The sequence below is a fragment of the Microbacterium aurantiacum genome (genome assembly GCF_002872075.1).
Taxonomy (GTDB): domain Bacteria; phylum Actinomycetota; class Actinomycetes; order Actinomycetales; family Microbacteriaceae; genus Microbacterium; species Microbacterium aurantiacum_A.
In genome coordinates, this window is record NZ_PGGU01000029.1 from 255,369 (window position 1) to 277,817 (window position 22,449).

General features: G+C 67.2%; 24 protein-coding genes. 14 read left to right on the top strand and 10 right to left on the bottom strand.

Annotated elements, in window-relative coordinates; genetic code table 11:
• The first annotated feature begins 19 nt into the window (after positions 1 to 19).
• From CUR96_RS18155 to CUR96_RS18165, 3 genes are read left to right on the top strand one after another with little or no spacing between them, the layout of a single operon-like run.
• A complete protein-coding gene (locus tag CUR96_RS18155) occupies positions 20 to 1,291 on the top strand; it encodes an ammonium transporter (protein WP_102194727.1) in 1,272 nt (423 codons plus the stop codon).
• A 29-nt stretch (positions 1,292 to 1,320) separates the two neighbouring features.
• Complete coding sequence (locus CUR96_RS18160) at positions 1,321 to 1,662, top strand: P-II family nitrogen regulator (RefSeq protein ID WP_102194728.1); 342 nt, start codon at positions 1,321 to 1,323, stop codon at positions 1,660 to 1,662.
• Positions 1,663 to 1,671: 9 nt separating this feature from the next.
• Positions 1,672 to 2,217 (top strand): HutD family protein, encoded by a 546-nt coding sequence (locus CUR96_RS18165; protein WP_102194729.1) that lies wholly within the window; start codon positions 1,672 to 1,674, stop codon positions 2,215 to 2,217.
• A gap of 25 nt (positions 2,218 to 2,242) precedes the next feature.
• Here the strand turns inward: CUR96_RS18165 and CUR96_RS18170 are convergent, their stop codons facing one another.
• Genes CUR96_RS18170 through CUR96_RS18185 form a run of 4 tightly spaced genes read right to left on the bottom strand, consistent with a single transcriptional unit; the run spans position 2,243 to position 6,089 of the window.
• Positions 2,243 to 3,742: an acyl-CoA synthetase gene (locus CUR96_RS18170; protein WP_102194730.1), complete on the bottom strand. Its 1,500-nt coding sequence runs from the start codon at positions 3,740 to 3,742 to the stop codon at positions 2,243 to 2,245.
• A gap of 37 nt (positions 3,743 to 3,779) precedes the next feature.
• On the bottom strand, positions 3,780 to 4,232 hold the full coding sequence (locus tag CUR96_RS18175; protein WP_102194731.1) for a MaoC family dehydratase: 453 nt from the start codon (positions 4,230 to 4,232) through the stop codon (positions 3,780 to 3,782).
• A 38-nt stretch (positions 4,233 to 4,270) separates the two neighbouring features.
• Positions 4,271 to 5,155, bottom strand: a complete 885-nt coding sequence (locus tag CUR96_RS18180; protein WP_102194732.1) for an amidohydrolase family protein — start codon at positions 5,153 to 5,155, stop codon at positions 4,271 to 4,273.
• A 4-nt stretch (positions 5,156 to 5,159) separates the two neighbouring features.
• The gene (locus CUR96_RS18185; protein ID WP_102194797.1) at positions 5,160 to 6,089 is read right to left on the bottom strand and encodes an SDR family oxidoreductase; all 930 of its coding nucleotides are present in this window, start codon (positions 6,087 to 6,089) and stop codon (positions 5,160 to 5,162) included.
• Between the two features lie 89 nt (positions 6,090 to 6,178).
• Between CUR96_RS18185 and CUR96_RS18190 the strand changes: the two genes are divergently transcribed.
• On the top strand, positions 6,179 to 6,706 hold the full coding sequence (locus tag CUR96_RS18190) for a MarR family winged helix-turn-helix transcriptional regulator (RefSeq protein ID WP_102194733.1): 528 nt from the start codon (positions 6,179 to 6,181) through the stop codon (positions 6,704 to 6,706).
• Positions 6,645 to 7,292: a hypothetical protein gene (locus tag CUR96_RS18195; RefSeq protein WP_102194734.1), complete on the top strand. Its 648-nt coding sequence runs from the start codon at positions 6,645 to 6,647 to the stop codon at positions 7,290 to 7,292. Before CUR96_RS18190 ends, CUR96_RS18195 begins: the two co-directional genes overlap by 62 nt.
• Here the strand turns inward: CUR96_RS18195 and CUR96_RS18200 are convergent.
• On the bottom strand, positions 7,289 to 8,203 hold the full coding sequence (locus CUR96_RS18200) for a LysR family transcriptional regulator (RefSeq protein WP_102194735.1): 915 nt from the start codon (positions 8,201 to 8,203) through the stop codon (positions 7,289 to 7,291). The genes CUR96_RS18195 and CUR96_RS18200 overlap by 4 nt on opposite strands.
• 114 nt (positions 8,204 to 8,317) lie before the next feature.
• Here CUR96_RS18200 and CUR96_RS18205 point away from each other — a divergent pair, with 114 nt between their 5' ends.
• The 6 genes from CUR96_RS18205 (at position 8,318) to CUR96_RS18230 (ending at position 14,071) form a co-directional block, all read left to right on the top strand.
• Positions 8,318 to 9,349, top strand: coding sequence for an amidohydrolase family protein (locus CUR96_RS18205; RefSeq protein WP_102194736.1), 1,032 nt, complete (start codon positions 8,318 to 8,320; stop codon positions 9,347 to 9,349).
• Between the two features lie 12 nt (positions 9,350 to 9,361).
• Complete coding sequence (ligK, locus tag CUR96_RS18210; protein WP_102194798.1) at positions 9,362 to 10,054, top strand: 4-carboxy-4-hydroxy-2-oxoadipate aldolase/oxaloacetate decarboxylase; 693 nt, start codon at positions 9,362 to 9,364, stop codon at positions 10,052 to 10,054.
• A 1-nt stretch (position 10,055) separates the two neighbouring features.
• On the top strand, positions 10,056 to 10,991 hold the full coding sequence (locus tag CUR96_RS18215) for an amidohydrolase family protein (protein ID WP_102194737.1): 936 nt from the start codon (positions 10,056 to 10,058) through the stop codon (positions 10,989 to 10,991).
• A gap of 1 nt (position 10,992) precedes the next feature.
• On the top strand, positions 10,993 to 12,294 hold the full coding sequence (locus CUR96_RS18220; protein WP_102194738.1) for a protocatechuate 4,5-dioxygenase subunit alpha/beta: 1,302 nt from the start codon (positions 10,993 to 10,995) through the stop codon (positions 12,292 to 12,294).
• 22 nt (positions 12,295 to 12,316) lie between these two features.
• Positions 12,317 to 13,273 (top strand): Gfo/Idh/MocA family oxidoreductase, encoded by a 957-nt coding sequence (locus CUR96_RS18225; protein WP_102194739.1) that lies wholly within the window; start codon positions 12,317 to 12,319, stop codon positions 13,271 to 13,273.
• An 87-nt stretch (positions 13,274 to 13,360) separates the two neighbouring features.
• On the top strand, positions 13,361 to 14,071 hold the full coding sequence (locus tag CUR96_RS18230) for a substrate-binding domain-containing protein (RefSeq protein ID WP_102194740.1): 711 nt from the start codon (positions 13,361 to 13,363) through the stop codon (positions 14,069 to 14,071).
• Positions 14,072 to 14,102: 31 nt separating this feature from the next.
• Here CUR96_RS18230 and CUR96_RS18235 read toward each other — a convergent pair whose 3' ends face one another.
• From CUR96_RS18235 to CUR96_RS18245, 3 genes are all read right to left on the bottom strand, one after another.
• The gene (locus tag CUR96_RS18235) at positions 14,103 to 15,287 is read right to left on the bottom strand and encodes a 4-hydroxybenzoate 3-monooxygenase (RefSeq protein WP_102194741.1); all 1,185 of its coding nucleotides are present in this window, start codon (positions 15,285 to 15,287) and stop codon (positions 14,103 to 14,105) included.
• Between the two features lie 101 nt (positions 15,288 to 15,388).
• Entirely contained in the window at positions 15,389 to 16,141 is a 753-nt protein-coding gene (locus CUR96_RS18240) for an IclR family transcriptional regulator (protein WP_102194742.1), read from the bottom strand.
• A 42-nt stretch (positions 16,142 to 16,183) separates the two neighbouring features.
• On the bottom strand, positions 16,184 to 18,658 hold the full coding sequence (locus CUR96_RS18245; RefSeq protein WP_102194743.1) for an MMPL family transporter: 2,475 nt from the start codon (positions 18,656 to 18,658) through the stop codon (positions 16,184 to 16,186).
• Positions 18,659 to 18,746: 88 nt separating this feature from the next.
• Between CUR96_RS18245 and CUR96_RS18250 the strand changes: the two genes are divergently transcribed.
• Both CUR96_RS18250 and CUR96_RS18255 read left to right on the top strand, forming a co-directional pair.
• Positions 18,747 to 19,331 carry a TetR/AcrR family transcriptional regulator gene (locus CUR96_RS18250; RefSeq protein WP_102194744.1) on the top strand — a complete coding sequence of 195 codons (585 nt, stop codon included), beginning with the start codon at positions 18,747 to 18,749 and terminating at the stop codon, positions 19,329 to 19,331.
• Positions 19,328 to 20,179 carry a sugar nucleotide-binding protein gene (locus CUR96_RS18255; RefSeq protein ID WP_102194745.1) on the top strand — a complete coding sequence of 284 codons (852 nt, stop codon included), beginning with the start codon at positions 19,328 to 19,330 and terminating at the stop codon, positions 20,177 to 20,179. Before CUR96_RS18250 ends, CUR96_RS18255 begins: the two co-directional genes overlap by 4 nt.
• 30 nt (positions 20,180 to 20,209) lie before the next feature.
• On the opposite strand, the gene CUR96_RS18260 is transcribed toward CUR96_RS18255, so the two are convergent.
• Complete coding sequence (locus tag CUR96_RS18260) at positions 20,210 to 20,524, bottom strand: hypothetical protein (RefSeq protein WP_102194746.1); 315 nt, start codon at positions 20,522 to 20,524, stop codon at positions 20,210 to 20,212.
• Between the two features lie 15 nt (positions 20,525 to 20,539).
• A complete protein-coding gene (locus CUR96_RS18265) occupies positions 20,540 to 21,763 on the bottom strand; it encodes a glutamate--cysteine ligase (RefSeq protein ID WP_245861481.1) in 1,224 nt (407 codons plus the stop codon).
• Between the two features lie 270 nt (positions 21,764 to 22,033).
• Between CUR96_RS18265 and CUR96_RS18270 the strand changes: the two genes are divergently transcribed.
• The gene (locus CUR96_RS18270; RefSeq protein WP_102194748.1) at positions 22,034 to 22,378 is read left to right on the top strand and encodes a hypothetical protein; all 345 of its coding nucleotides are present in this window, start codon (positions 22,034 to 22,036) and stop codon (positions 22,376 to 22,378) included.
• Positions 22,379 to 22,449: the final 71 nt, after the last annotated feature.

A 22,449-nucleotide genomic window follows, 5' to 3' on the forward strand; every position in this document is an offset into this window, starting at 1 on the left:
ACGACGAAAGGAGATCGACATGGACATCACCTCGCAGGGGAACACCGGATGGATGCTGACCGCTACCGTCGCCGTCACCCTCATGCTGCCAGGACTCGCGCTGTATTACGGCGGCCTGTCACGCACCAAGAACATCCTGAATACGATGATGATCGTGTTCAGCGGCTTCGCCGTGACGGCCGTGCTCTGGGTCCTGTACGGCTTCGGTCTGACCCTCGGCGACTCCGTCGGAAGCGCAGGGCTCATCGGGGACCCGACGGGGCTGTTCGGGATGCAGTCGCTGCTGGGCGCCGACACGCCAGCAGGTGCCGTGCCTGCCATCCTCATTGCCGTGTTCCAGTTGATCTTCGCGGGCCTGACCGTCGGCATCATCGGCGGTGCGGTCGAGGGGCGCATGAAGTTCTCGACCTGGCTGATCTTCAGCGGCCTGTGGGCGACGCTCGTCTACTTCCCGGTGGCCCACTGGGTCTTCGCGTTCGACTCAGCCGACGGTTCGACGATCGGAGGATGGATCGCGAACAACCTCCACGCGATCGACTTCGCCGGCGGCACAGCGGTGCACATGAACGCGGGTGTCGCAGCTCTCGTGCTCGCCTTCTTCCTCGGCAAGCGTCGCGATTTCCCGCACGTCGGACGCCCCGGCAATCTGCCGATTGCAATCGGCGGCGGCGGGCTGCTGCTCGTCGGCTGGTACGGCTTCAACGGCGGATCGTCCGGCGGTATCAACGAGAGCGCCGGCGTCGCTGTGACGAACACGCTCATCGCAGCCTGCGCCGGTCTTCTCGGCTGGGTTGTCGTGGAGCGGGTCCTCCGCAAGGCGGCGACGTCGCTGGGTGCGATCTCGGGCGTGCTCGGCGGCCTCGTCGGTATCACCCCGGCCGCCAACTCGGTCTCGCCGGTCGGAGCGATCATCATCGGCTTCCTTGCCGGCATCGTCGCTTTCGCGGCACTGAGCTTGAAGGAGAGGCTCGGATACGACGATGCGCTCGATGCCGTCGCGATCCATATGTTCCCCGGCATCTTCGGCACTCTGGCGATCGGCTTCCTCGCCGACCCGTCGTCGCCGGCAGGGGCGACGGGCATCTTCTTCGGCGGGGACTGGGGTCTGCTTGGCACACAGGCGCTCGCGATCGTCGCCGTATTCGTCTACACCTTCGTCGTCACTGCGCTCATCTCTTGGCTGTTGAAGGTCACGGTCGGCCTGCGTGTCGACGACGGCACTGAGGTCACCGGCCTCGACACCGTGCTCCACGCCGAGACGGCCTACGACCTGGACGACGTGCGCTCCTGAGCGCTCGCTCCCCGAGAAAGGACACCATCATGAAGCTCATCACCGCGGTCGTCCAGCCCAGCGCTCTGGAACCCGTCAAGACCGCTCTCGCGGAAGTCGGCGTCGCCGGAATGACGATCCTCGACGCCAAGGGACACGGTACCCAGACCGGGAAAGTCGAGGTCTATCGCTCTCAGCGCATCAAGGTCGACTTCCTGCCGAAGATCTATATCGAGACGGTCGTCAATGACGAGGTGCTCGAGGCCGCCCTCGAAGCCATCCAGGAGGCGGCGCGCACCGGAGCGATCGGCGACGGAAAGATCTGGGTGACCGACGTCCTCCGAGTCATCCGCGTCCGCACGGGCGAGACCGGACCGACGGCGATCAGCTGAGCGAACGCCATGCTTCGTCCCGCTCGCACCGACGACGACATCATCCGACCCGACGCGATCGAACCCGAACCCTGGGCCAACGGCCTGGGAGTCACGCGAGTGATGGCTGCGCGCTCGTCGTGGCGCATCAGCCTCGCCGAAATCCAAGGGCGCATGCCGTTCTCTTCCTTTCTCGGAGCTGATCGGGTTCTCATTCCGCTCAGCCCTGAGGGAGTGACGCTCGAGATCGACGGCGAGCTCCGGGCCATCCCGTGCCACACCGGACGCGAATTCCGTGGCGAGGACCGCGTCGTCGCCGACACCGGCGGCGGTCGTGTCATGGTGGTGAACTTCATGTCGCGTCGGTCGAGCGGGCGAATGCGCTGGGAGATCCACCGGGGCTCCGGCCTGACGGGAACGGGGACCGAAGCTGTCGTCGTGCTCGGCGGCCAGGTGTGCGTGGCTGCGGAGCGGCTGCCGCCGGGAACAGTGATCCTTTCGACGGCGACATCGCGCGTGGCCGGAGGTCGAGATGGTGTCGTGGCCCTGCTGAGGGTGGAACCGCGTCGGGACTGAACGGAGACGTCGCGTGCACAGTTCGTCAACGCGCGTAGCGCGTACGCAGCTCGGTCTTTCGGATCTTGCCGGATGCCGTGCGCGGCAGCTCGTCGACGACGATGACGTTCTTCGGGATCTTGTACCGGGCGAGCTTGCCATCCAACTGCGCTCGAACATCCTCGAGGGTCACGGTGGCACCGTCGCTGACGGTGAGGATCGCCCAGGGTACTTCGCCCCATCGGTCGTCGAGCACTCCGATGACTGCGACCGCGGTGACACCATCGATGTCGTTGATCAGGTTCTCGGGCTCCGCGGGGTAGATGTTCTCTCCGCCGGAGATGATCATGTCCTTGAGGCGATCAGAGATGAACAGGTAGCCGTCGTCGTCCAGATACCCCATGTCGCCGGAACGCAACCAGCCGTCGTCCGAGAAGGCCGCAGTCGTAGCCTCCGGCAGGTTGTGATAACCGGCGAAGACGTTCGGACCCATGACCTCGATCTCGCCCACCGTGCCGCGCGCGGCGACGGCGCCGTTCGCGTCGACGATGCGCACGTCCGTGAAGAAGTGCCCGAGTCCGACGCTGCCCTGCTTGGTACGGGACATCGCGGGTGAGAGCGAGGTGGCTCCCGGAGACGCCTCCGTCATCCCGTAGCCCTGCGAGAACGACAACCCGCGCTCCTCGTACGCGTTCATGATGCGGGTCGGGACGGGCGACCCTCCGCACGTGAGCTTGCGCAACGTCGACAGATCGGTGGCGGACCACAGGTCGTGATCTGCGAGCAGCTGGTACGTCGTCGGAACGCCGCTGAGCATCGTGACGCGATGCTCAGCGATCAGCCGCAGGGCGCGCTCGGGGTCGAAGCCCTTCTCCAGCACGATCGTCGCGCCCTTCAGGATGGCGGGAAGAGCACCCATTCCCAGTGACGCGGCGTGGAACAGCGGAGAGATCATGAGGGCGACGTCGGTGGAGACGACGTCGTAGTCGATGACGCAGTTCATCGCCATCCAGGTGAGGTTGCCGTGAGTGAGCACCGCACCCTTCGCGCGTCCCGTCGTGCCCGACGTGTACATGATCACGGCTGGGTCCTCCAGGGCGACGTCGAGGTCCACATGACCTGCCTGTGTCTCCGAGAGGAGAGCGCCCAGGCCATCCGCGCCGGTCTGCAGCAGGTGGTCGACGCCGAGCTCGAGCGACTCCACGGTCTTCGAGGCAGAAGGGTCGTGCACCAGTACCCGCGCCCCGGAGTCGCTCAGGACATGGGCGATCTCCGGCGGTGCGAGCCGGGTGTTCACCGGCACGAAGACAGCGCCGAGGATGGCGCTGCCGAACAGGGTGACGAGGAACTCGGGGCAGTTCTCACCGAGGAAGGCCACGCGGTCGCCCTTCTGCACACCGCGGTCGAAGAGTACCGCGGCCATGCGGTCGGCGTCGTCGGCCAGCGAGCGATAGCTGATCGAGGCGTCGTCGAAGATGAGGGCGGTCTTGTCGGGCGACTTCATCCGTCGCTTGGCCATCCATCCGCCCAGTCCGCGGTTGTGCATGAGAGCTCTCCCTTGAGTGTCTCGGCAGCCGGTGAGTCTACGCGTAGAAGCGATAGATCCCGCGGGCGACGAGCGCCGGCTTGGGTGCGCCCTGGATCTCGATCGTCTGATCGACCGCGAACTGGTATCCGCCGGGGACCTCGGTGACCTCGGTGATCACGGCGTTCATCCGCACCTGTGAGCCGACCTTGACAGGAGAGACGAAGCGCACCTTGTCGAGGCCGTAGTTGACCTTGGTGGTGACGCCGTCGAGGTCGAACAACTCCGACCAGAACTTCACCGCGAGCGACAGCGAGAGGAACCCGTGGGCAATGGGTGCTCCGAACGGACCGTTCACTGCGCGCTCGGGGTCGACGTGGATCCACTGGTGATCATCCGTCGCGTCGGCGAAGAGGTTCACCCGGTCCTGGGTGACTTCGATCCATTCGGTGAACCCGAGGTCCGTTCCGGCAAGGCCGGCCGCATCGGTGTAGGCGGCGATCGTGGTCATGTGTTACTCCTTCTCAGGGTGCGTTCTCGGGGCGAGGATCAGGTGAGGCCCAGGAGGCGGGCGGCGTTGTCCTTGAGGATGCCGGGCAGGACGTCCGGCTTCAGATCGGTGAGCTCGACATCCCGCAACCAGCGATCCGGGGTCAGCAGAGGGAAGTCGGAGCCGAAGAGGACGCGCTTCTTCAGCAGCGAGTTGGCGTTGCGCACGAGCTGCGGCGGGAAGTACTTCGGGCTCCAGCCGGAGAGATCGATCCAGGTGTTGTGCTTGTGCGTCGCGACTGAGATGGCCTCGTCCTGCCACGGCACCGAGGGGTGGGCCATGATGATCTGCAGGTCGGGGAAATCGGCGGCGACTCCGTCGAGGAGCATCGGGTTCGACAGCGCCAGACGCAGTCCTCGTCCGCCGCGCATGCCCGCTCCGATGCCGGTCTGGCCGGTGTGGAACAGGGCGACGAGGCCGGCCTGTTCCAGAGCGGCGTACAGCGGGTAGTGGGTCTCGTCACTCGGATCGAACCCCTGCACCGTCGGGTGGAACTTGAATCCCCTGACCCCGTTCTCATCGATCAGGCGATGCGCGCGTTCCACCGCCGCTGCGCCTTGCCGGGGGTCGACGGACCCGAACGGGATCAGGACGTCGTTGTGGCGTGCCGCGCCCTCAGCGATCTCCTCGCTCGAGATCGCAGGATGCCCGAGCTGCGTCGTCGCATCGACGGTGAACACCACGGCCGCCATCTTCCGCTCGCGATAATAAGCGGCGATGCCGTCGAGGTCAGGGCGGGGCGCGTCTGCGCTGAAATACTCCGCCGCAGCCGCCGCGAGATCGTCGGGCAGAGAGGCGTGTCCGTGCCCGTCGACCTCGATGTGCACGTGCACGTCGATTGCCGTGAGGGCATCGACGTCGATGGCGGCTTCGTAGCGGGTCATCTGCTCAGGATGCCGTTGGCCGCTGCAGGTCCTCAGGCAGAGGAGGGAAGGTCTCCCCGACCGACTGAAGTGCCGAGTTGAACTCGCGCTCGAACGACTCCTGGAGGGCGTCATAAGTCCAGCCGCCGGGCCGGTACGCCGTAACGGCGGCCTCCGGGTGCGACCACAACTGCAGGCGGTCTCCGCCGACGCCGAGTGCCTGACCGGTGATGCCCGCGGCAGCATCCGATCCGAGGAAGGCGATGAGGCCTGCGACATCGCCCGACGTCCCGAACCCCAGATCGTGGCGGAAGAACTCCGGCATGACCTCACCGGCGGTATCGGCCTCGACGGCCGCTGCGAAGTACGGCACTGTCGCGGTCATCGCGGTCGCAGCGACGGGGATGACCGCGTTCGCCGTGATTCCCGCCCGCTTCAGCTCCAGCGCCCAGGTGCGGACCATGCCGACGATTCCCGCCTTAGCGGCGGCGTAGTTCGTCTGACCGAAGTTGCCGCGCTGGCCGGTGGGGGAGCCGATACAGATGATCCTTCCGCCCTCGCCGGCCTCGCGCATGTGCACAGCGGCCGCGCGCACCGTGGTGAATGTGCCGCGCAGATGCACGTTGATCACCGTGTCGAAGTCATCGTCGCTCATCTTCCACAGCACCGTGTCGCGCAGGACGCCGGCGTTGGTGACGAGGATGTCGAGCCGACCGAAGGCCTCGATCGCCGTGCGGACGAGCTGTTCGGCGGTCGCCGTGGGACCGACCGGGGCGACGACGGAGACCGCTCGGCCGCCGGCATCGGTGATGGTCGCGACAGCGGACGCCGCCGTCTCGGCATCGACGTCGTTCACGACGACGGAAGCGCCCTGGCGTGCGAGTTCCTGCGCGTAGGCGAGACCCAGACCCCGTCCGGACCCGGTGACGATGGCTACTTTGCCTTCGAGTGACATGGTGACTCCTTCGTTCATGGACGATCAGATCACAAAATCGTTGAAAGTGTCAATGATTGAATCCCAGCACGGTTTGCTATCCTCAGGCCATGGCAGACGAGACCGGATCGAATGAGCGGCTGATCGCATCCGCGCTCGGCGACGACCTCAGCTTCCTGCTGGCGCGTGCCAACGCTCTCTCGCTCGCGGCGGGCAACGCGGCTCTCTCGCCGCACGGCCTGCGTGTCCGGTCGTATTCCGTGCTCGCGCTCGCCGCGGCCGATGGCGCCCGACCGACACAACGCGAACTCGCCGAGTTCCTCCGGCTCGATCCCAGTCAGGTCGTCGCACTCGTCGACGACCTCGAGCGCACCGGGCTGGTCGCGAGACGCCCCGACCAGTCGGACCGCCGCGCCAAAGTCGTGGTGGTGACCGATGCGGGCCGGGACGTGTTCGCTGCCGCGCAGGACGCCGTGCGCGCATCGGAGCATGCGGTCCACGCCTTCCTCGATGACAGCGAGCACGCCCGGCTCGCCGAACTGCTCCGGCGTGTGGCTTTCCCAGTAGCCTCTGACCATGTCCTCTCCGACGACGCCCACCGGTCTCTGGGAACCGCTCACCCCTCCCGGCATCGCTGAGCTGCTCGACGGGACGCCTGCGCGATGGTGGCTCTCCGGCGGTGCGGCGCTCGATCACTGGATCGGCAGCAGCATCCGTTCCCGAACCAACGTGGACGTGAGCGTCCTTCGGTCCGGGCTGGCTCCGCTGATCGTGAGTCTCCCCGGCGGGATCAGCGCATGGACATCGACGGACCGCGGCATGGTGCGCCTCAGCGAGATCCCGCAGGATGCCGAAGTTCACCCCGTGTACGTCCGTGACGACGTCCGAGAAGCGTGGGTGGTGCAGCTGAACGTCGAGGACGGCACGGAGACGGCCTGGGTGTACAAGCGAGATCCCCGGTTGCAGGTGCCGTGGACGCGAGCGGTGCACGATATCGACGGCGTCCCCACGGGTGCTCCCGAGATCCAGTTGGTCTGGAAGGCGCTGCGCCCGCGCCCCGAGGACGATGTGGACAAGGATGCCGTGCTGCCGCACCTGTCGGGCGAGGCCAGGGAGTGGTGGGAGCGGGCGATCCTCTCGATCCATCCGCACTCCTCCTGGTCGATCCAGGTGCGCAGCCCCCTCGCCCCCGGCAAGGCGAGCTGGAACAAGAAGAGCCCTTAGAGTTCGCCGGACGAGGGTTCAACGGGCACGACGGCGCCGAGCACCAGAGAGCGGAACCAGCGCTGTGCAGGAGACAGGCTGGCCTCCCGCCGCGTGTACAGCGACACCGGAGTGCTCTGCCCCGACCAGGGCAGCTCGGCGATCACCAGGTCGGGGAACCATCCGCAGAACACTTCGGCGACGTGTCGGGGCAGGAGCACCACCAAGTCCGTCGCCTGCAACACGGCGGGCACCGTCGCGTACTCCTCCACGGTGAGCGCCACCTGCGGCAACAGCCCGTGCTCGGTGAGTGCGTGCAGAGGGAAGACATGACCGCCGCGCGCCGACACGCGAATGAAGTGCCGTTCCGCGAACATGGTCGCCGAGGTCGCCGGCAGCGGGTGGGCTCCGGACGAGAGCGCCACGTACTCCACCGCCCTCACCCGCGCGCGCCATAGCCGCGGAGATCCGATGAGGGAGACGGTCATCGCCAGGTCGATCGACCCGCGGATGAGCCCGTCCTCCACCTGATCGGCGTCGAGCCTCTCGACCTGCAGGTGCGGTCGCGAGGAGGCGCGCGACAGCGCCGCCATGATCGGCGGGAGGAATGTCTGCTCTCCGATGGAGGTGAGGCCCAGGGCGAGTTCTCCCTCGAACCCGGACGGCTCGAAGACCCCAGGGTCGCTGACGGTCGCGTCGATCTGCGCGAGGGCTTCGTGGAGCGGGCCGAACAACTGCGTCGCCTTCGGCGTCGGAACCATGTCGTTCCCCTCGCGGCGGAAGAGGTCGTCACCGAAGTTCTGGCGGAGCCTCCGCAGCGTGTAACTCACGGTGGGCTGGGTGACGTGCAGGCGTTCTGCAGCGGCCGTCACGCTCCGCAGCTCGTAGAGCGTGACGAACGTGCGGATCTGGTTCAGGTCTGCGAAGGACACCCATCGATCCCCTCTATATCTAAGGCCAGGCGTATCTATTCGACTATATACAGCATCGATCGTAAAGTCAGAGCGGCATCACCCGCCGCGATTCAGTGACAAGGACGACACGCGTTGATCATCGACATCCACGGCCACTACACGACTGCACCGGCCCAGCTCGGTGCCTGGCGGGACTTGCAGATCGCCTTCACGAAGGGCGAGGGAGCCGCCCCCGACCCGGCTGCCCTGCGGATCGGCGACGACGAGATCCGCGAGACCATCTCTGCGAATCAGCTCAAACTCATGGATGAGCGCGCCAGTGACCTGACTGTGTTCAGCCCCCGCGCCTCCTTCATGGCCCACCACATCGGGGATCTGGATGTCAGTGCGACCTGGGCGCGGATCTGCAACGACCTGTGTGCGCGCGTCGCCGGGCTCTTCCCCGACCGTTTCATGATGGGTGCGATGCTGCCGCAGTCGCCGGGGGAGCATCCATCGACGGCGGTCGCGGAGCTGACCCGCGCCGTCGAAGAGCTCGGCGCCGTCGCCGTCAACCTCAACCCGGATCCGTCAGGCGGACGATGGACGGCCCCGGCGCTGACCGACCGCTCGTGGTATCCGGTGTACGAGAAGCTCGTCGAGTACGAGATCCCCGCCATGGTGCACGTCAGCACGACCTGCCGGCCCGATGTCTTCCACACCACGGGCGATCACTACCTGGGTGCCGACACGACCGCGTTCATGCAGTTGCTGAAGGGCGACCTGTTCGCGGACTTCCCCGACCTGAAACTCGTCATCCCGCACGGCGGCGGCGCCGTGCCCTATCACTGGGGCCGATTCCGCGGTCTCGCGATGGCGCTCGGAAAACCTGAACTCGAGGATCACCTGCTCGGCAACGTGTTCTTCGACACCTGCGTCTATCACCAGGCGGGCATCGACCTGCTGACCGACGTCATCCCGACCGACAACATCCTGTTCGCGAGCGAGATGATCGGCGCCGTCCGCGACATCGATCCGCGCACCGGCCACCACTTCGACGACACCAAGAGGTACGTCGACGCCACTTCGAACCTGGACGACGCCCAGCGCCGGCAGATCTTCGAGGGCAATGCCCGACGCGCCTATCCGCGTCTCGATCGCGCCCTGACCGCCCGTGGACTCTGAGAGAAGGACATGATGCGCCTGAACGACCTCGGCATCGTCCGCACCCGTATCGAGCGCCCGGATCCGGGCGACGTCGCCCGACTCTCGCAGTTCGGAGTGGCGACCATCCACGAGGCGATGGGACGGGTCGGCCTGATGCGGCCCTACATCCGGCCGGCCTACAGCGGGGCGAAGCTGTGCGGCCCCGCGGTCACCGTGCTGCTGCAGCCCGGCGACAACTGGATGTTCCACGTCGCCGCCGAGCAGGTGCAGCCCGGCGATGTGATCGTGGCCGGCTGCACCACGGAGAGCGAGGATGGCTTCTTCGGCGAGCTCCTCGCCACGTCCCTGACGGCACGCGGATGCGGGGGCCTCGTGATCGACGGTGGCGTCCGGGACGTCGCCGACCTGGAGAAGATGGACTTCCCGGTCTTCTCCCGCGCGATCAACTCCAAGGGCACGGTCAAGGCGACCCTCGGTTCCGTGAACATCCCGGTCGTCGCCGCGAATGCGCTCGTCACCCCCGGCGATGTCGTCGTCGCCGACGTCGACGGGGTCGTCGTCGTCCCGCGTCGGCTCGTCGCTGCCGTGGCGGATGCCTGCCGGACCCGCGAAGACAACGAGGAGTCCAAGCGGGAGAAGTTCCGGGCGGGCGTACTGGGACTCGACCTCTACGGCATGCGTGAACCGCTCGCCGCCGCCGGACTCGAGTACCTGGAGGACTGACATGGCACACGGTGAGACAACCGGCCGCTTCGAGAAGTCGCCGGGCTGGCTGGACTGGTTCGACGGACCGAGCACGCCGACGTTCCGGCTGCCAGACGGGGCCGTCGATGCGCACTGCCACGTGTTCGGTCCGGGCGGGCAGTTCCCCTATTCACCGCAGCGCAAGTACACGCCGTGCGATGCATCGGCGGAGCAGTTGTTCGCGCTACGGGACCACCTCGGCTTCGATCGCAACATCATCGTGCAGGCGACCTGCCACGGCGCCGACAACAGCGCCCTCGTCGATGCCCTGCAGCGCAGCGAGGGGCGGGCGCGGGGTGTGGCGACGGTGCGTCGGGACGCGACCGAAGAGCAGCTCGCCGAGCTGCATGATGCCGGTGTGCGCGGAGTGCGCTTCAACTTCGTCAGGCGTCTCGTCGACCGCGTGCCCACCGATGCGCTGGACGAGATCGTGGCGAAGATCGCCCCGTTCGGATGGCATGTGGTGGTCTACTTCGAAGCCGATGACCTCCCCGAGCTCTACGACTTCTTCTCCGGCATCCCGGTCGATCTGGTGGTCGATCACATGGGCCGACCCGACGTCACGAAGGATCCCGACGGACCCGAGTTCGCGCTCTTCCTCCGCTTCCTGCGCGAGAATCCGAACGTGTGGACAAAGGTCACCTGCCCGGAGCGATTGAGCGTCACCGGCCCGAGCGCACTCGACGGTGAACAGCACGCCTACGCGGATGTCGTGCCGTTCGCACGTCGCGTGGTCGAGGAGTTCCCCGACCGCGTGCTGTGGGGGACCGACTGGCCGCATCCGAACCTCAAGGACCACATGCCCGATGACGGCCTGCTGGTCGACTACATTCCGCAGATCGCGGTCACCCCTGACCTGCAGCAGAAGCTGCTCGTGGACAATCCCCGCCGTCTCTACTGGCCAGAAGGAGTATGACATGGCACTCGATAAGCCGTACAAGAGCGTTCCCGGCACGACCATCTTCGACGCCGACCAGGCCCGCAAGGGCTATCACCTCAACCAGTTCTCGATGTCCCTGATGAAGCCGGAGAATCGTGAGCGCTATCTCGCCGATCGCGAGGCGTACCTCGACGAGTGGCCGCTCACTCCCGTGCAGCGTCAGGCCGTCCTCGATTTCGATCTGAACACGTGCATCGCCGAGGGCGGCAACATCTACTTCCTCAGCAAGATCGGTGCGACGCACGGTCTCAGCTTCCAGCAGATGGCAGGCTCCATGACGGGGATGTCGGAGGCCGCCTACCGCGACATGATGGTCGGGGGCGGACGCCGCCCCGAGGGCAATCGCCTCAAGGACCTCGACGGGTGGACACCACCTGTTCCGGCGCAGAAGTCCGAGACGATCCGGCCGGATGCTCCGGCGAAGTACACCTCCGCCCTCTTCACCTCGCACGTGCCGGCGATCGGCGCCGCGATGGACTTGGGAAAGACGGAGGAGCCGTACTGGAGGAAGGTCTTCTCCGGTTATGACTGGACGCGGGCATGGGCGAAGGACAACAGGCCGGATGTCGTGATCCTCGTGTACAACGACCACGCCACCGCCTTCGACTCGTCGATCATTCCGACGTTCGTGCTCGGCACGGGTGCGCACTACCCAGTGGCCGACGAGGGCTACGGCCCGCGGCCGGTCCCCGACGTCAAGGGGTACCCCGAGTTCGCGGCCCACATTGCGCAGTCCGTGATCCAGGACGACTTCGACCTCACCCTCGTCAACGAGATGGTCGTCGACCACGGCCTCACCGTGCCGCTGTCGCTCGTCTACGGCGATGTCGAGGAGTGGCCGGTGCGGGTCATCCCGCTCGCGGTGAACGTGGTGCAGTACCCGGTGCCGTCCGGTCGTCGCTGCTACGAGCTCGGTCGCGCGCTGCGGCGCGCGCTCGACAAGTGGGACGGCGAGCCGCTCAACGTGCAGATCTGGGGCACCGGCGGCATGAGCCACCAGTTGCAGGGGCCGCGCGCCGGCCTCATCAACGAGGAGTGGGACAACGCCTTCCTCGACCATCTCATCGCCGATCCGCTGGGGCTGACCGAGTGGGATCACATGGAGTACGTCGACGAAGCCGGATCCGAGGGGATCGAGCTCGTCGACTGGCTCATCGCCCGCGGTGCGATGGATGACCAGTTCGGCGGCGGGAGCCCGGAGGTGAATCACCGGTTCTATCACGTGCCGGCGTCGAACACCGCAGTCGGACATCTGGTCCTGACCAACCCGTCCGCCTGATGCGGTCACCGAGGAGAGAACGATGACGAACGACATGGTCCGAGTAGCAGTCGTCGGTGCCGCCGGCGCCTTCGGGATGAAGCACCTGGATGCACTCGCCAACATCCCGGATGCCCAGGTGACCGTGGTCAGCGGGACCAGGCCGGGACCGACGCGCGAGGTCGCCGAGAAGTACGGCGTCTCGACCGCCGTCGTCGGCCTCGATGCCGTTCTCGAGCGCGACGACGTCGACGCCGTGATCCTCGCGACGCCGACCGGTCTGCACGCTGCGCAGACACAAGCGGTGCTCGCGGCGGGCAAGCACGTGCAGGTCGAGATTCCGGTGGCCGATTCGCTGGCGGATGCCGAGGCGACGCTGGCGGCCGCCGAGGCCTCGAACCGCGTGGCCATGGTCGGCCACACCCGGCGGTTCAACCCCTCGCATCAGCTCGTGCACGAGCGCATCGCGGCAGGCGAGTTCGCCGTGCAGCAGATGGACGTGCAGACGTACTTCTTCCGGCGGAGCAATACGAACGCGAAGGGCGAGCCGCGTTCCTGGACAGACCACCTGCTCTGGCATCATGCCGCGCACACCGTCGACCTTTTCGCGTATCAGGCGGGCCGCATCGTGCAGGCGAACGCCATTCGAGGACCGATCCACCCGGAGCTCGGCATCGCCATGGACATGTCGGTGCAGCTCAAGAGCGAGACCGGAGCTCTCTGCACGCTCTCGCTCTCCTTCAACAACGAGGGCCCCTTCGGAACGTTCTTCCGCTACATCGGCGACACCGCGACGTACGTCGCCCGGTACGACGATCTCTTCAACGGAGCGGAGGAGCAGCTCGACGTGTCGCACGTCGCCGTCAGCATGAACGGCATCGAGTTGCAGGACCGCGAGTTCGTCTCGGCGATCCGCGAAGGCCGTGAGCCGAACTCATCCATCCGGCAGGTCATCGACTGCTACCGCGTGCTCGGTCAGCTGGAGGACCAGCTCTCGTGAAGCTGCCGTGCGTCGGGCTCGGCTGCAGGTCGCTGAGCCACGCGTTCGGCCGTCCGATGAGGATGCCCTGACGATGCTGCGCACGGCATGAAAGGCATCTCCTCGATGGCGACCAGGGCGCTCCTCGCCGACCTCGCCACCGCCGCGGCCACCACTGCCGGTCTCCCGCGCGTCGAGATCGAGTCGGTGGGTGGAATCGACGCCGCGCGCCGCGTGGCGGCGGGCGAGCAGCTCGACCTCGTCGTCCTCGCATCCGGCGCCCTGTCAGAGCTCGCCGGCAGCGGACATGTGGTGCCGTCCTCGGTGACCCCGCTGGTCCTGTCGCAGACGGCGGTCGCAGTTCGTGCTCCGCTCTCGAGGCAGGCGACCCCGCCGCCAGGCCCCGCATCCGACGATGCATCCGGCGTGCGAGCCGCTCTGCGGGACGCCGGACGCATCGGATACTCCACCGGCCCGAGCGGCACCGAGCTGCTCCGCCGGATCGAGCAATGGGGCATGGCCGACGAGGTGCGAGATCGTCTCATCCAGGCGCGCCCGGGGATGCCGGTCGCACGCCTGGTGGCCGACGGCGAGGTCGATGTCGGATTCCAGCAGCTCAGCGAGATGGTCGGGCAGGCAGGCGTGCGGATCCTCGGAGTGCTCCCGCCGGACTGTGCGATCGACACGGTCTTCTCCGGAGGCGTCGCGGTGACATCGACCGACCCCGCCGCATCCGCCGTCGTCCTGGAGTTCTTCGCTTCAGAGGCCGCCCTGCCGATCAAGGCGGCGCACAGTTTCAGCGGCGCACCCACCCGGTGAAGTCGGTCGGCCGGCGAAGAAGCGGCCGCGCTCAGAGGCCGGCGAGCGGCCAGCCCGTGTACGCCTCAGCCAGGTAGGTGCGCCCGGCATCCGACTCCACGACCGTGCGCAGCTCGCCCAGTTGACGCATCCGGTCGAACTCGCTCGTCTCCGGGGTCAGGTGCAGCATATTCGTCATCCACCAGGAGAAGTGCTGCGCCTTCCAGATGCGCTTCAGCGCCGCATCCGGGAACGCCTCGATGAGGCGGGAATCGTTCTCCTGCAGGAGCGCTCGAAGCGCGCGCTCGAGAATCACGACGTCGGCCACGGCGAGATTCATGCCCTTCGCGCCGGTGGGCGGCACGGTGTGTGCGGCATCTCCGATGAGGGCCACGCGGTTGTCGAGGAGCCGGTGCGCGACGAAGCTGCGGAACCTCAGGATGTCGCGCTGGAAGATCGGCCCCTCCTTGAGAGTTGTGCCGGGGACCCGTCGCTGGAGCTCCTCCCAGAGCTGCTCCTCCGTGTATGCCGCGGTGTCGTCCTCCCGGTCGCACTGGAAGTACATGCGTTGCACGATGTCGCTGCGCTGGCTGATCAATGCGAATCCATCGGGGGAGTTGGAGTAGATCAGCTCCTGGGAGCTCGGAGGCGCTTCGCAGAGGATGCCGAACCACGCGAACGGATACTCGCGGGAATAGCCGCCCGCTCGTGAGCCGGTGACGGCGGCGCGGGCCACGCCGCGAGAACCGTCGGCGCCGACCACGAAATCCGCCTCGATCTCGAATGGCGCGCCATCGGCGTCGACGCAGACGACGCGAGGGCGGTCCGTGTCGGCATCCTCGATCCGCTCGGCCCTCGCACCGAAGCGCAGATCCTGCCCCTCGGCCAGACGCGCGGCGATGAGATCCTTCAGCACTTCGTGCTGCGGGTACAGCCAGACAGCGCGGCCGATCTGCGCGGCGAAGTCGATGCGGTGCCCCTCTCCTGCGAAGCGCAGTTCGATCCCCTCGTGACGGTTGCCGTCGATGCGCACGCGTGAGGAGGCGCCGGACGACTCGAGCAGTTCGACCGTGCCCTGCTCGAGGATGCCGGCGCGGATCGTCGACTCGATCGATTCGCGCGTGCGGGCGTCGATGACGACGCTCTCGATGCCCGACGCCGCCAGCAGGTGGGAGAGAAGGAGACCTGCCGGTCCTGCGCCGATGATGGCGACCCGGGTGCGGATGGTGTCGGGCATGTCGTCTCCTCTGACGTCGGGCTCTTCGGCCCGATTCAGTATGGAGACGAACGTGGCATCCTGATCACGCTATCTCGTTCAATGGGAATCATCCTCCCGCTTCATGCTCTTTCCGCGAGCGCCCGGTCGATCTCCCTCGCCGCGGTGAACAACTCGGCCAGGGCCGGTTCCGTGGCCGCCTCGCGCGGAAGCACCACGGACAGGGCGGCGATGACCTCCCCGGTCATGTCGCGGATCGGGACGGCGAGCCCCGTGGAGATCTCCTCGATGTATCCCGGAGCGTCCGCATAGCCGGCGAGCCGGATCTGGTCGAGCTTTCGGTGGAGGACCGCAGTGTCCACGATCGTGCTGATCGTCAGGCGCTGCAAGGGGCGGGCGAGCGCCCGGTCGCGCGTTTCGCGGTCGGCATGCGCCAGCAGGACGAGTCCGGAGGAGCAGGCGTGCAGCGGCAGCCGGCCGGCGATGCGCGTCACGTTCGACCCGGAGTGCGGGGCGCTGAGGCGCTCCAGGAAAAGGGCCTCGTCCTGTTCCAGGATGGCGAGCTGCGTGTGCTCGCGGATGCGGGCCTGCACCCGCTCCATCGGGGGAAGCGCGACCTGTCTCAGTCGAAGGGCCCGCGATGATCGGGTGGCGAGCTCCCAGAGCCGCATCCCCACGCGCACGCCGTTCGTCTCGTCGCGTTCGAGCAATCCGGCGGCGACGAGTTCGCCGACGATCCGATGGGCGGACGACGGCGGCAGATCTGCTCGGCGGCCGATCTCGGCGGCCGTCTGCACCGTTCGGGTCGGTGTGAAGGTCTCGAGAACACGGATCAGGCGACCTGTCACGGAGTCGCCGCTCGGAGAGTTCGCCATGTCCTCATCTTGGCAGTGAGGAGACCGCGCGCTCTGTGGGGCTCACGTGCGCTCGAGCGAGGCGCCCTCGATGTCGACGTCGGGCAGGATGCGGTCGAGCTTACGGGGCAGCCACCAGGCCGCACGGCCGAGCAGATGCATCAACGCGGGCATGAGCAGCATCCGCACGACGAAGGCGTCGAGGAGCACGCCGAACGCCAGGCCGAATCCGATCGAGCGGATGATGGTGGACTCCGAGAAGATGAACCCGCCGAAGACCGCGATCATGATGAGGGCCGCGGCGATGACGACCGACTTCCCGGACTGGAACCCCTGCGCGACGGCGAGGCGGGCGCTCGCTCCGTGCGCGTACGCCTCTCGCATCCCCGAGGTGAGGAACAGCTGGTAGTCCATCGCGAGTCCGAACAGGATGCCGACGAGGATGACCGGAAGGAAGCTGAGGATCGGACCGACCGAGTGCAGGCCGATGAGGTCGGCGCCCCACCCGAACTGGAACACGGCGGTGACCAGCCCGTAGGTGGCGAAGAGCGACAGGATGAATCCGGCCGTGGCGATGATCGGCACCAGGATCGAGCGGAAGACGACGATCATGATGAGCAGGGACAGCCCGACGACGACGGTGAGGTACAGGGGCAGCACCGCGCTGAGCCCGTCGGAGATGTCGATGTTCGTGGCGGCCTGACCGGCCACACCGAGGGTGATGTCACCGTCGACGGGCGGCAACGCGCGAAGATCCTGGACGAGCTGGGCCGTCGAGATGCTGTTCGGTCCCTCTTTCGGGAGCACCTGGAACGCGAGGAGCGTACCGTCATCGGAGCTGGCGATGGGGGCGACGGCGACGACGTCGTCCTGAGCGGCGAGTGTCCGGGCGATGTCGACCTGGGTGGCGAGGAGGTCGTCATCCGAGACGCCGCCGGGGACGGACGCGCTGACGAGGAGTGGACCGTTCGCGCCGGCGCCGAATTCGTCAGCGACGATCTCGAATGTCCGGGCGGAAGTGGAGCCTTCCGGTTCGCTGGCGCCGTCGGGCAGTCCGAGCCGCATCGACAGGGCGGGGAGGGCGATGATCAGCAGAGCGATGATCGAAACGGCGACCGTCACGACCGCGCGCACGGTCGACATCGGCCGGGCAGGCTTCACGGCACGCTGGCGACCGATGCTCGCTCGAGCCTTGCGGCGGAGCAGCCGTTCGCCCAGCAGCGCCAGCATGGCGGGGGCGAGAGTGATCGCGATGAGGACGGCGACCGCGACGCAGACCGCACCGACGGTCCCCATGAGCCCGAGGAAGGGGATGCCGGTGACGTTCAGGGCGAGCAGCGCGACGATGACGGTCGAACCGGCGAAGACGACCGCGGTGCCGGCGGTGCCGTTGGCGAGGGCGATCGACTCGCGTACCTCGACGCCTGCGAGCAGTTGCTTGCGATGCCGGTTGATGATGAACAGCGCGTAGTCGATGCCGACCGCGAGCCCGAGCATGAGCCCGAGGACCGGCGTGGGGGACGCCATGCTGATGACCCCCGAGAACGCGAGTGAGGCCGTGACCCCGACGCCCACGCCGACCAGCGCGGTGACGATCGGGAGCGACGCGGCGACGAGAGAGCCGAGCAGGACGACGAGGACGATCGCGGCGAAGACGAGACCGAGAGCCTCTCCGACGCCGAAGAGCTGGGGAGCGCCCTGCGCGAGGTCGGTGGCGAAGGAGACGTCGGTGCCGTCGACGGGTTTCTTCTCGAAGTGATCGATGACGCCCTGTTTGACCTCCGTGCTCAGTTCGAGACGCGGCTGGGTGAAGGAGATGTTCACGATCGCGGTCGAGCCGTCTTCGGAGACGACGCTGATCCCCTCGGTGAAGCCGAGCAGTTCCTCACCGAGATCGAGAGGCTTGGCCCCGGACTCGAGTTCGGCGCGCGAAGAGTCGAGCGTGTCCTGCTGCTGCTGCAGGGCTGCGGTCTGTGCGTCGAGCTGCGCCTGCTGGGCGTCGATCGCTGCGATCTGGTCCATCGAAGCACCGGCGGCAACGGCCTGTTCGCGAGCCGAGTCGAGTTGCTGCTGCGCGGCATCGAGCTGCGCCCGGCCGGCATCGAGCTGCTCCTGGCCGGACGCGAGCTGTGCCGTGCCTGAGGCGAGCTGGGCACGCCCATCGGAGAGCTTCTTCGTCTGGTCGGCGAGCGTTTGCTGCGCATCGAAGGGGTCGACGACGGCAGCGACGCCGTCGAGGTCGGCGGCCGACGCGGTGAGATCGGAGATCTGCTTCCGCTGCTCCGTGGTGAGAGCGGAGCCGTCATCGGTGCGGTAGACGATCGTTCCGGTGCCGCCGGCGGTGTCAGGAAGCTTCTCGGCCAGTTGATCGGTGACCGCGCCGGAGGCCGTGCCCGGGATGTCGAAGCTGTTGGTGAGGGGAGCGGATGCCGCGAGGAACGCTCCGATGGAGACTCCGAGGATCACGACCCACGCGATGATCACCGCCCAGGCGCGTCGAGCTGAGAACAAGGCCAAGCGAGAGAGCAGAGTTGCCACGGGAGGACTTCCGTTCGGAGGGAGCAGAGGAGGGTGACATAGACGATACGGCACGTCTCGTCTAGAGTCTGAGGATAAGCTGTGGATCATGAGCGAACATCGGAACGGGCCGGTCCGCAGCGCAGCGGCGCGCGAGTCCATCCTCGACGCGACGGCCCGCCTGCTCACTCAGCAGGGCTACGACAACCTGACGATGGAAGGCATCGCGAAAGAAGCCGGCGTCGGCAAGCAGACCATCTACCGGTGGTGGCGCTCGCGCGGTGCATTGATCGCCGACTGCATGATCGAAGGCCGGCTCATCCCGGTCGAGATCGACCTCCCCGACACCGGCGACCTCCGACGCGATCTGAGCGTCTGGCTCGAGACGATCATCGCGATCGTCGCCGATCCGGCGGGTGGGGCTCTGCTGCGATCGCTCGTCGCGGCGGCGGCTGAGGACGGCGCTGTGGGCGACCGTCTCGCGGCGGCGCTCGGGGCCGATCAGAAGCTCTCGCACCGGTTCGCAAGCGCCGTCGAGCAGGGCCAGCTCGCCGAGGACACTCCGGTCGATCAGCTCGGAATGGCCATCCTCGGGGCGATCATCGTCCCCGTGCTCGCCCGTCGCCAGATCGATCCCGACGGGTTCCGGCGGCTCATCGACCACCTCGTCCGACCGACCGCGGCGAGCACATGAATGCGCAACGGCGGGATCGGGCCCGGGGGCGAAGGTCTCCGGGCAGGACGCTGCTCGTGGGATGCGGAAAACTCGGGACCGAACTCGGCAGGCGCCTCGTCGCCGATGGCGTGGAGGTGGTCGCGATGCGCCGTACCAGTGCGGCGCTGCCGGCCGGGTTCTCGGCGATCACAGACGACATCCGGTTGGCCGGGAGACGGGCTCTCCCCGCTTGCGAATCGGTCGTGATCACGCTACCGCCGGATGTGGATGCGCGAGACGAGGGCGACATCTACTCGTCGGCGCTGACCAACCTGGCCGAGGCTCTGCCCTCACGTCCATCGCGCGTCGTCTTCGTCTCGTCGACACGAGTGCTCGAGGGTCGCGCGGGCGCCGTTCCTCTCACGGAGTCGGATGCGGCGGCTCCGATGGGGCCTCGCGCGCGTGCGCTCCTGAAGGGTGAAGCCTTGGCCGCCGAACTGTTCGGCGCCGTCACGGTCAGACCGGCAGGCATCTACGGACCCGGACGGGACTCGCTGATCCGCCGCGTGCGAGAGCACACTCCTGTCGACTATTCACGACGGACGAATCGGATCCACGAGGACGATCTCGTCGGGCTCCTCCACGCGATGCTCGAGGCGGAAGATCCGCCGGCGCTCATCCACGCGGTCGACGCGGAGCCGGCACTGCTGGGCGAGGTCGTGACCTTCATCGCTGATCGCCTGGAGGTCGAACCACCGCCACGTGTCCAACCGGAGGCCGGCGGAGGGACCGTGCTCGACGGAGGTCTGCTGATGGATCTCGTCGGCAGGCTGCGTTTTCCCTCCTTCCGGGAGGGCTACGCGCAGATGCTCAGGGAATCCATGTGACCAGAACGGGCTCGAACGTGCCGAGCCGGTCTACGACTCGGGGGTGTCGATCACTTCGTCGACGAGCGAGATGCCGCCCGTGGAGTTCGCCGAGTGCATCAGTTCTTCGATCCACCGCCGATTCAGCTCCGGAGGCTCCGGCTCGTCGAATGTGAAGCGCAACGGGATCGATGGGTGCAGCCAGATCATCGAGCGCCCAGACGGTTCGTCGTCCGGGTGACGCCAGGAAAGTGTGAAGCTCTCGTTGCGCCGCAACTTCGTGGCGATGACGATCTTCAGGTGTGCGAGAGCACGATCTTCGATGTGGATGGGGTCGATCGTGCCGCCGTAAAGAATTGATCCCATGGCTTGAGAATAGCGTCAGCCAGCGCGTCCCCCTGACCACCGCTCGTTCTCCCTGCGCTCAACCGACGACTGTGCGTGCGTGCGCACGATGGCATCGGCCACCATCTCGGTCCAGCTGCTGCGCTCCGCCATGACTGCCCGCTGCCGCACCGCGCCGTTGCCGCGCGCCGTGATCTTTCGCACGCCGCGGTGGGCGAGAGCAGTCTCTTGGCGGCTCACGAAGTGGTCGTCGATATGGGCGAGAAGCGCTCGTGCGCATTCGGCGGCGGGCCGGGGGGCTCCGGACGGCGGATCGAGGAGCTTCTCGCTCATGCCGAACCTGCTCGCCCGCCAGGAGGCCAGACGCAGCAGGCTCGTCGCGACATCCGGCGCCGGAACACCGGCGCGCCATTCCGCAGCCGCCGTGCCGACCAGCGCCCGCGCGATCACGGCGAGGGTCGCCGCATCCTCCGCCTCCAGGCAGATGTCGGCGATGCGGATCTCGACTGTCGGCGCATGGGTGGAGAGCCGGGCGTCGAAGTAGATCATGCCGGGGTCGAGTGAGACGCCGGTCTCGAGCATCTGGCGGATCGTGGCGGAGTAGGCCTCGGCGGAGCCGAATCGGTCGTAGGGGCCGGCGCTCGGCCATCGTCCCCATGCCTGGTATCGGTAGCTCGCGTATCCGGAATCGACCCCGCGCCAGAAGGGCGAGTTCGCGCTGAGTGCGAGCAGCAGCGGCAGCCAGATCCGGATCCGGTCGAGCACCGCCACTCCTTCTTCGGGTGAGCCGATCGACACGTGCACATGAAAACCGCACGTCAGCTGCTCCGCCATCGTCAGCGCGAACCGCTCGGACATCCGGTCGTATCGGGGGCTGGACACGATATGCGACTCGCACAGCACGGGAGCCGTGGCGAGTGCGACCGCGCGCGCTCCCATCACCACGGCTGCGTCGTCAGCCGTGCGACGTCCGCTCCTGATGGCGTCGAGGAGTTCCTGGTACGTCGCGAGCGGCGCACTGACCACCTCGATCTGCTCGAGCTTGACCTCCGTCTCGAGCACGATCTTCTCGGCCGTCTGTCCTCCGGCCGCGTGGGCGCTGAGCACGTCGGTCGACGACGGCACCGGGAGCATCGTCTCGGAGCTGACGAGGAGAAGCTCCTCCTCGACGCCGATGAGGCGGGTCGCGGTCGCGCCCCCTGTCGGCATCCTGCGCGGACCCACCTGCTCTCCTGCACCGGGCAGGACAGGCGTGCTCATGTGGTCGCCGCCTCGGAGGGCGAGGCGAGTTCAGTCGCGACGATCGTGGGCGTGGCCGGGGTCTGTCGAGTCATGGTGGCTCCTGTGCGGCATCGTGGCGGCTGCTTTCCGTCACCATGCAGTCTCCGAGTCCGCCGCACACGGGACTTGACGGCCGGCGCCGTCAGCGCTAGCGGAACCGGCTGCCGCGGACGGAGGGCGTTCACCCCAGTCGGACAGCACGGTGTCAACCCCCTGGGGCCTCGATGACGTCTCACGCAGGCTCGAAGCATGAAGCATGTGACCTACGGTGAGAAGGCTCATTTCCTCGGTGACGAGGCGGCGGAGTCGCTCATGGAGTACGCGAGCCTCCTCGGCAATGCGGGTCGGTCTGACACGGTGACATTGAACGCCGTGGACGGCCACGGTAACAGCGTCGAAGCCACGTTCCTGCTGAACCCGAGCACTGTGATGGTGATGGAGAGCTCCTCGAGCGACATGAAAGAGCCGGAGAACGACTCGGCGATCGAGTACATGCGGGCCCGGACTGAGCAGCTGGTGAATCCCCCGGAGATCCTCCCGGAGGAGGGTTTCTCGTCGCTGGAGGACCACGGGGAGCGGTCGATGCTGGACTAGATTGCGGTCTTGCCCTCCGCGCTCCGGCGTCTATGGCGCAAGAGCGCCGACGCTCGGAACTGATCGCCGGC